The sequence below is a fragment of the Streptomyces sp. URMC 124 genome (assembly GCF_051386455.1).
Classification (GTDB): Bacteria; Actinomycetota; Actinomycetes; order Streptomycetales; family Streptomycetaceae; genus Streptomyces.
Genome location: NZ_JBPQTS010000235.1, coordinates 1 through 7628 on the forward strand (window position 1 = coordinate 1; position 7628 = coordinate 7628).

General features: G+C 72.2%; 8 protein-coding genes. 6 read left to right on the plus strand and 2 right to left on the minus strand.

Features of this window, described 5'->3' with window-relative positions; genetic code table 11:
• From ACSNOG_RS30905 to ACSNOG_RS30930, 6 genes are all read left to right on the plus strand, one after another.
• A partial coding sequence (locus tag ACSNOG_RS30905; RefSeq protein ID WP_436756010.1) for a FecCD family ABC transporter permease occupies nt 1-754 on the plus strand: 754 nt, incomplete at its 5' end.
• Entirely contained in the window at nt 751-1605 is an 855-nt protein-coding gene (locus ACSNOG_RS30910) for a heme ABC transporter ATP-binding protein (RefSeq protein ID WP_436756011.1), read from the plus strand. The genes ACSNOG_RS30905 and ACSNOG_RS30910, both read left to right, overlap by 4 nt.
• 144 nt (nt 1606-1749) lie before the next feature.
• On the plus strand, nt 1750-2883 hold the full coding sequence (gene efeO / locus ACSNOG_RS30915; RefSeq protein WP_436756012.1) for an iron uptake system protein EfeO: 1134 nt from the start codon (nt 1750-1752) through the stop codon (nt 2881-2883).
• A gap of 13 nt (nt 2884-2896) precedes the next feature.
• Nucleotides 2897-4231: an iron uptake transporter deferrochelatase/peroxidase subunit gene (gene efeB, locus ACSNOG_RS30920; RefSeq protein WP_436756013.1), complete on the plus strand. Its 1335-nt coding sequence runs from the start codon at nt 2897-2899 to the stop codon at nt 4229-4231.
• A 49-nt stretch (nt 4232-4280) separates the two neighbouring features.
• Nucleotides 4281-5249: an iron uptake transporter permease EfeU gene (gene efeU / locus ACSNOG_RS30925; protein ID WP_436756014.1), complete on the plus strand. Its 969-nt coding sequence runs from the start codon at nt 4281-4283 to the stop codon at nt 5247-5249.
• Nucleotides 5200-6111 (plus strand): hypothetical protein, encoded by a 912-nt coding sequence (locus tag ACSNOG_RS30930; protein ID WP_436756016.1) that lies wholly within the window; start codon nt 5200-5202, stop codon nt 6109-6111. The genes efeU and ACSNOG_RS30930 overlap by 50 nt, the downstream gene beginning before the upstream one ends.
• Before the next feature lie 42 nt (nt 6112-6153).
• Here the strand turns inward: ACSNOG_RS30930 and ACSNOG_RS30935 are convergent, their stop codons facing one another.
• Both ACSNOG_RS30935 and ACSNOG_RS30940 read right to left on the minus strand, forming a co-directional pair.
• Complete coding sequence (locus ACSNOG_RS30935) at nt 6154-6876, minus strand: bifunctional DNA primase/polymerase (RefSeq protein WP_436756015.1); 723 nt, start codon at nt 6874-6876, stop codon at nt 6154-6156.
• 152 nt (nt 6877-7028) lie between these two features.
• A complete protein-coding gene (locus ACSNOG_RS30940; RefSeq protein ID WP_436756017.1) occupies nt 7029-7616 on the minus strand; it encodes a TetR/AcrR family transcriptional regulator in 588 nt (195 codons plus the stop codon).
• Nucleotides 7617-7628 lie beyond the last annotated feature (12 nt).

The following is a 7628-nucleotide window of genomic DNA, read 5'->3' on the forward strand; positions in this document are numbered from 1 at the left end:
CGCCGAGCCCGGCGTCATCGGCATCTCGATGGGCTCGGCGGTCGGCGCGGTCGCCGCGATCTCCCTGGGACTGACCTTCTTCGGCAACTGGACCGTCACGGCCTGCGCGTTCGGGGCCGGGCTCGTGACCGTCCTGCTCGTCTACGCCCTCTCGCGCACGGGCGGCCGTACGGAAGTGGTCACGCTCATCCTCACCGGCATCGCGGTGAACGCCTTCGGCGGCGCGCTCGTCGGGCTCGGCATCTTCATCGCCGACAACGCCCAGGTCAGCCAGATCACCTTCTGGCAGCTGGGCTCGCTCGCGCAGGCGACCTGGCCGAAGGTGCTCGCCGTCCTGCCGTGCGCCCTGGCCGGGCTGGCCGTCGCACCGCTCTACGGGCGCAAGCTGGACCTCCTCGCGCTCGGCGAACGGCCCGCGCGGCACCTGGGCGTGGACGTCGAGCGGCTGCGGCTGGTGCTGGTGCTGGTGGTCGCGCTGCTGACGGCCGCGGCCGTGGCCGTGGCGGGCGTCATCACGTTCGTCGGGCTGCTGGTGCCGCACCTGCTGCGGATGGCCGCGGGCCCCGGGCACCGGTTCCTGGTGCCGGGCAGTGCGCTGGGCGGGGCGCTGGTGCTGGTCGCGGCCGACCTCGCGGCCCGCACGGCGGCCCAGCCGGCGGAGCTGCCCCTGGGCGTCCTGACGGCCCTCTTCGGCAGCCCGTTCTTCTTCTGGCTGCTGAGAAGGACCCGCCGGAAGCAAGGAGGCTGGGCGTGATCAGGCACATCCTGCGCGGCCGCGGGCGGAAGCGGCGCCTCCCCCTTCCCTCCCCCTTCGGCACCGTCCGCGCCGAAGCCCGTGCCCTGCACGTCCACCTCGCCGGCCGCTCCGTCCTCGACGGGGTCGACCTCCAGGTCGCCGCCGGTGAAGTCCTCGCGCTCGTCGGCCCCAACGGCGCGGGCAAGTCCACGCTCCTGGCCGCGCTCGCCCACGACCTGCCCGCCGCGTCCGGCGAGGTCCGGATCGACGGCGAGCCCGCCGGTGCCTGGACGGCCGCCGAACTCGCCGTGCGCCGGGCCGTGCTGCCGCAGTCGGCGGAGCTGTCGTTCCCGTTCCCGGTCGGGGAGGTCGTCCGGATGGGGCGCGCGCCCTGGGCCGGGACCCCCGCCGAGGACGAGGACGACGAGGCGGTCCGGGCCGCCATGGCCGCCGCCGAAGTGGCCGGATTCGCCTCCCGCCCGTTCGCCGCGCTCTCGGGCGGCGAACGGGCGAGGGTCGCCCTGGCGCGCGTGCTCGCGCAGCGCACCCCGCTCCTGCTGCTCGACGAGCCGACCGCCGCGCTGGACCTGCGCCATCAGGAACTGGTGCTGCGGATCTGCCGGGAGCGGGCCGCGGCCGGGGACGCGGTGGTGGTCGTCCTGCACGACCTGGGCCTCGCGGGCGCGTACGCGGACCGGGTGGCGGTCCTGCACCGGGGGCGGATCGCGGCGGAGGGACCGCCGGCGCGCGTCTTCGCAGCGGAATTGCTCAGTCGTGTGTATTCACAGCCGGTCGAGGTAATTGATCATCCGCGCACGGGTGAGCCTTTGGTGATCCCGAGGCGCGAGGTACGAGATTTTGCTTCGTGAGAGCAGAATCACGCACCCTTCCGGGAACAGGGTAGGCAAGCCTCAGATAAGTTAGGGCGGCCTTATCCGGCCAGCCGGTTTTCGGCCATGCCGTGTATGGCGTGAACGTCCTTTCCGTCCTCTCCGAGCACGCCTGGAGCCCCAATGCGCGCCCTCCGCTCCTCCGTCGTCGCCGCCGTCGCCACGGCCGCGGCCCTGACCGCCGTGTCCGGCTGCGCCGAGAAGTCGGACGGCAAGGACTCCGACGCGATCAACGTGACCGCCTCCGACGACAAGTGCGAGGTCTCGAAGACCTCTTTCCCGTCCGGGCACATAAAGATCAACATTGAGAACACGGGCTCCAAGGTCACCGAGGTGTACGTGTACGCCGCGGGCGACCGGATCGTGACGGAGCGGGAGAACATCGGCCCGAAGACCAAGGCCGAGATCACCGCGACGATCAAGAAGCCCGGCGATTACGAAATAGCCTGCAAGCCCGGCATGAAGGGCGACGGCATCCGCCAGAAGATCACCGTCACCGGCGGCGGCAAGGCGGAGAAGGCCGACCCGGAGCTGGACAAGGCGGTCGCCGAGTACCGCAAGTACGTCCAGCAGCAGGCCGACGAGACGATCCCGGCGGCGCAGAAGTTCGCCGACGCGGTCAAGAGCGGCGACGTCGACGAGGCGAAGAAGCTCTACGCGGCCTCCCGCATCGGCTGGGAGCGCACCGAGCCGGTCGCGGAGTCCTTCGGCGACATCGACCCGAAGGTCGACGTCCGCGAGGACGGCCTGGAGAAGGACCAGAAGTGGACCGGCTGGCACAAGCTGGAGAAGTCGCTCTGGGACGAGAAGAAGATCGACGAGGACGACAAGAAGCTGGCCGACCAGCTGATGACGGACCTCAAGGACTGGCAGAAGCGCGTCGGCACCGCCGAGATCACCCCGACCAGCATGGCCAACGGCGCCAAGGAGCTGCTCGACGAGGTCGCGACCGGCAAGGTCACCGGCGAGGAGGAGCGCTACAGCCACACCGACCTCGTCGACTTCCAGGCCAACGTCGAGGGCGCCGAGAAGTCCTACCTGCTGCTCAAGCCCGTGGCCGCCAAGAGCGACGCCGCGCTGGCCAAGGAGCTCGACAAGCAGTTCGGCGAGCTGAAGAAGCTCCTCGGCGAGTACCGGGACGGCGACACCTTCAAGGCGTACGACGGCGTGGAGAAGGACGACCGCAAGAAGCTGTCCGACGCCGTGAACGCCCTCGCGGAGCCCCTGTCCAAGCTCGCCGGCGCCGTCGCGAAGTAGCGGGGGAGCCGTCATGAGCGACGCCAAGAAGAACGACGCGCAGAGGACCGGCACGCAGACGACCGGCGAGCAGGAGACCGGCGAGACGGCGGCCGTCGCGCGGACCCCGGGCGGCAAGCCCACCCGCCGCTCCGTCCTCGGCTGGGGCGGGGCGGGCCTCGCGCTCGGCGCCGCGGCCGCCGGCGGCACCGCCGCCGCGCTGCGCCTCGGCGAGGACGCGGCCCCGGCCGCCTCGACGGGCGACGCGGTGCCCTTCCACGGCGCCCACCAGGCCGGCATCTCCACCCCCGTCCAGGACCGGCTGCACTTCGCCGCCTTCGACGTGACGACGAGCGACCGCGCCGCGCTGGTCAAGCTCCTCCAGGAGTGGACGGCCGCCGCCGCGCGGATGACCGCCGGTCACGAGATCGGCGAGGGCGCGGTCCCGGACAACGACGAGCTGCCGCCGGACGACACCGGCGAGGCCCTCGGCCTCAAGCCGTCCCGGCTGACCCTGACCTTCGGCGTCGGCCCCGGCCTGTTCGAGAAGGACGGCAAGGACCGCTTCGGCCTGAAGGACCGCCGCCCCAAGGCCCTGATCGACCTGCCGGCCTTCCCCGGCGACAACCTCGACCCGGCCCGCAGCGGCGGCGACCTGTGCGTCCAGGCCTGCGCGGACGACCCGCAGGTGGCCGTGCACGCCATCCGCAACCTGGCCCGCATCGGCATGGGCAAGGTCGCCATCCGCTGGTCGCAGCTCGGCTTCGGCAAGACCTCCTCGACGACGCCCGACGCGCAGACCCCGCGCAACATGATGGGCTTCAAGGACGGCACCCGGAACATCGCCGGCACCGACACCGAGGCCCTCGCCCAGCACGTGTGGGTCGGCGAGAAGGACGGCCCGGCGTGGATGACCGGCGGCTCGTACCTCGTGGCCCGCCGCATCCGGATGCACATCGAGACGTGGGACCGCACCCCGCTCGCCGAGCAGGAGGACATCTTCGGCCGCGACAAGGCCGAGGGCGCGCCCGTCGGCAAGGAGCGCGAGCACGACGAGCCGCTGCTGAAGGCCATGAAGCCCGACTCGCACGTGCGCCTCGCCCACCCCGACAGCAACAACGGCGTGAAGATCCTGCGCCGCGGCTACTCCTTCACGGACGGCACGGACAAGCTCGGCCGGCTGGAAGCCGGGCTGTTCTTCATCGCGTACCAGAAGGACGTCCGGGACGGGTTCGTGCCGCTGCAGATGAACCTGGCGCGCAACGACGCCCTCAACGAGTACATCCAGCACGTGGGTTCGGCGGTCTTCGCCGTGCCGCCGGGCGTCCGGGACAAGGGCGACTGGTGGGGCAAGGCACTGTTCGCGTGATCCGCCCCCTTCGCATGACCACCGGTTCTTCCCGGGGAGGAGATGCCGCGTGTTCGGCAACTATCTGATCGGCCTGCGCGAGGGTCTGGAGGCCAGCCTGGTCGTCTGCATCCTCGTCGCCTACCTGGTCAAGACCCGCCGCCGGGACGCCCTGCGCCCGGTCTGGACGGGCATCGCCGCGGCCGTGCTGCTCAGCATGGGCTTCGGCGCGCTGCTCCAGTACGGCTCGCGGACCATGACGTTCGAGGCGCAGGAGATGCTCGGCGGCTCGCTGTCGATCGTCGCCGTCGGCCTGGTGACATGGATGGTCTTCTGGATGCGGCGCACCGCGCGGCACCTGAAGAAGGAGCTGCACGGCAAGCTGGACGCCGCGCTCGCGATGGGCACGGGCGCGCTGGTCGTCACGGCGTTCCTGGCCGTGGGCCGGGAGGGCCTGGAGACGGCGCTGTTCATCTGGACGGCCGTGCAGGCCACCGACGACGGGGTCCGGCCGCTGGTCGGCGCGCTGCTCGGGCTGCTCACGGCCGTCGTGCTGGGCTGGCTGTTCTACCGCGGCGCCCTGAGGATCAACCTGGCGAAGTTCTTCACCTGGACCGGCGCCATGCTGATCGTGGTCGCCGCGGGCGTGCTCGCCTACGGCTTCCACGACCTGCAGGAGGCCGACGTCCTGCCGGGTCTTGGCGACAAGGCCTTCGACATCAGCGAGCAGGTCCCCGTCGACAGCTGGTACGGCACCCTGCTCAAGGGCGTCTTCAACTTCCAGCCGGACCCGACGTGGCTGCAGGTGGCGGTGTGGGCGCTGTATCTGGTACCCACCCTCCTGGTGTTCTTCGCCCCCGGTAGGGTGGCGCCGAACCGAGCAGCCACCAAGGAGTCGAAGCCCGATGAAACGACGGCGGGCCGGCAGAGCGCGCACGACGCGGACGGCCGTGACGGCAGCGGCGCTGCTGCTGACGGCGACCGGGTGCATGACGGTGCACGGGGAGCGGGCGATCGTCCCGTCGGCGGACAAGGCTGAGGCCGCCAAGGCCCTCAAGACCTTCACCGACGGCTACAACGAGGGTTACCGCAAGCTCGACCCGGGCGTCATCGCCCGGGTCGAAACCGGTGCGCTGGCCGAGATAGGCAAGGCCGACCTGGCGGCGCAGAGCGTCCAGACGCCGGGCGGCAACCCGAAATACCCCTCCCTGGTCCTCGACGACGCCCGCTTCACCATCCCCAAGCAGGCCGGCTGGCCGAAGTTCTTCCTCGCCGACACCCGCAGCAACCGCGACGCCAACCGCTGGCTCGTGGTCTTCACGCGCTACGGGGCGAAGGAGCCGTGGAAGGCGGCCTACCTGTCGATCGTCAACCCGGGCAAGGTGCCGGAGTTCACGAAGGACAAGGACGGCCACGCGGAGGCCGTCCCCGCGGCCGGGGGCGGGGGCCACGGCCTGATGGCCGACCCCGGCAAGGTGAGCGCCCTCTACACCGACTTCCTGCGCACCGGCACGGGCAAGGACTTCGTGCCGGGCCCGCGGACCACGGGCCTGCGGGAAGAGCGCGACAAGGTGCGCCGCACGACCACCTTCTGGACGGAGTTCATCGACACCCCCGAGAAGGCCCCCGCCTTCCCCGCCCCGGCGCTGCGGGTCAAGGGCGGCGGCGCGCTGGTGTTCTTCACCGCGCACCACCGGGAGAAGCGCACGATGGCGGAGGGGCTGCGGCCCGCGGTCACCGACCCGCGGACGAAGGCGCTGCTGAAGGGCGAGCTCAAGCGCGCGGTGACGTACACGCGGGTCTCGGAGGCGGCGGTCGAGGTGCCCCCGCGGGGCGCGGACGGCGGGATGATCAACTTCCTCAACCGGATCGACACGATGACGGCCGCGCAGGGCGAATAGCGCGCGGGGCGTACGCCGCCCGGCCGGTCCGGTCCGCTGCGGTCAGCGGCCGATCGGCCAGGCCGCCTCTTGGTCCGGGCGGCCGCCCGCGTACTGGGCGCAGGCGTCGGTGAGGGTCTCCAGGAGCGTCAGCGGATCCGGCAGCGGCCGCTCGGGGCCCTGCAGCCAGGCCACGCCCGACTCCTCCGGCAGCCGCGAGGGGGGCAGCAGCACATAGCTGCCGCGGCAGTGCCAGCGCAGGCCCGGATGCTCGTCCATCGTCTCGGGATGGCAGTCGAGCTCGCAGGGCCACCACTCGTCCTCGTCGTCCGGGGTGCCGCGGGTGGCCGTGAAGAAGAGCATGCGGTCGGGGGCGACGGTGGCCACCGGCCCCGTCTCGACCCCGGCCTTCTGCAGCCGCTCCAGGGCCTGCCGGCCCGCTTCGAGGGGGACGTCGAGCACGTCGTGCGCGATGCCGGTGGCGGTGACGAAATTGGCCTCCGGCTGGCTGCGCAGCCACGCCGTGACCTTCTCGGCGTCCGTGGTGGCGAGGGTCTGCCACGCGAAGGAGACCGGGTGCCGGCCGGGGGTGGGACAGCCGATGCGCTCGCAGGAACAGCCGTACCCGGACGGGTGCGCGGCCGGGGCCAGCGGGAAGCCCGCGGCTGCCGCGGCCAGGAGCAGTTCCTCGCGGGCGGCCTCCGATGCCGCGCCGGTGCCCGTACCGCCGCCCGCTCCGCTCCTGGGGCGGCGCAGCCACTGGGAGAACCTGCTCTTGCGTTCCATCTATCCCCTCACTTCGACCGCGGTCTCCGGTCAATGCTGCCACCATCCTGCGCCTGGTGTGACCGTCGGACGTATCCCGGGGGTGTGAGACCGGCCGCTCGCGCGGGCGCGGGCGTCCGTCACCGGCGGGCCCGGCGCCTGCGCCGGACGGGTCACGGGCGCGGGGCGAGGCCGCGCAGGGTGAGGTCGACGACGGTGTCGGCGTAGTCGTGGGTGAGCGGCAGGGTGCGGGTCTGCCAGCGGTGGAAGAGCGGGCCGACCAGCAGTTCGAGGGCGATGCGCAGGTCGGCGTCCGAGTCGACCTGGCCCGCCTCCTGGGCCGCGCGCAACCGGCGGACGTAGGCCTGGAGCTGGGGTTCGAGGACCTTCTCGGTGAGGGCGCGGCCGAGCTCGGGATCGTTGGCGGTCTCGGCGGTCAGGGCGCGCGTCGGGGCGTCGAGGCGCGCGTCGTTGAGGTCGTCGACGGTGGCGCGCAGCACGGTCTTCAGGTCGGCGACGATGTCGCCGGTGTCGGGGAGCTCGATGGTGGCGGGGTCGAGGCCCTCGGGGACGCAGGCCTCGAAGAGGACGGCCGCCTTGGAGGGCCACCAGCGGTAGATGGTCTGCTTGCCGACGCCGGCGCGGGCGGCGATGGCCTCGATGGTGAGCTTCGCGAAGCCGGTCTCGCCGACGAGTTCCAGGGCGGCGTCGAGGATCGCGCGGCGCGAGCGCTCGCTGCGGCGGGAGGCGTCGGCAAGCAGACCATCTACCGC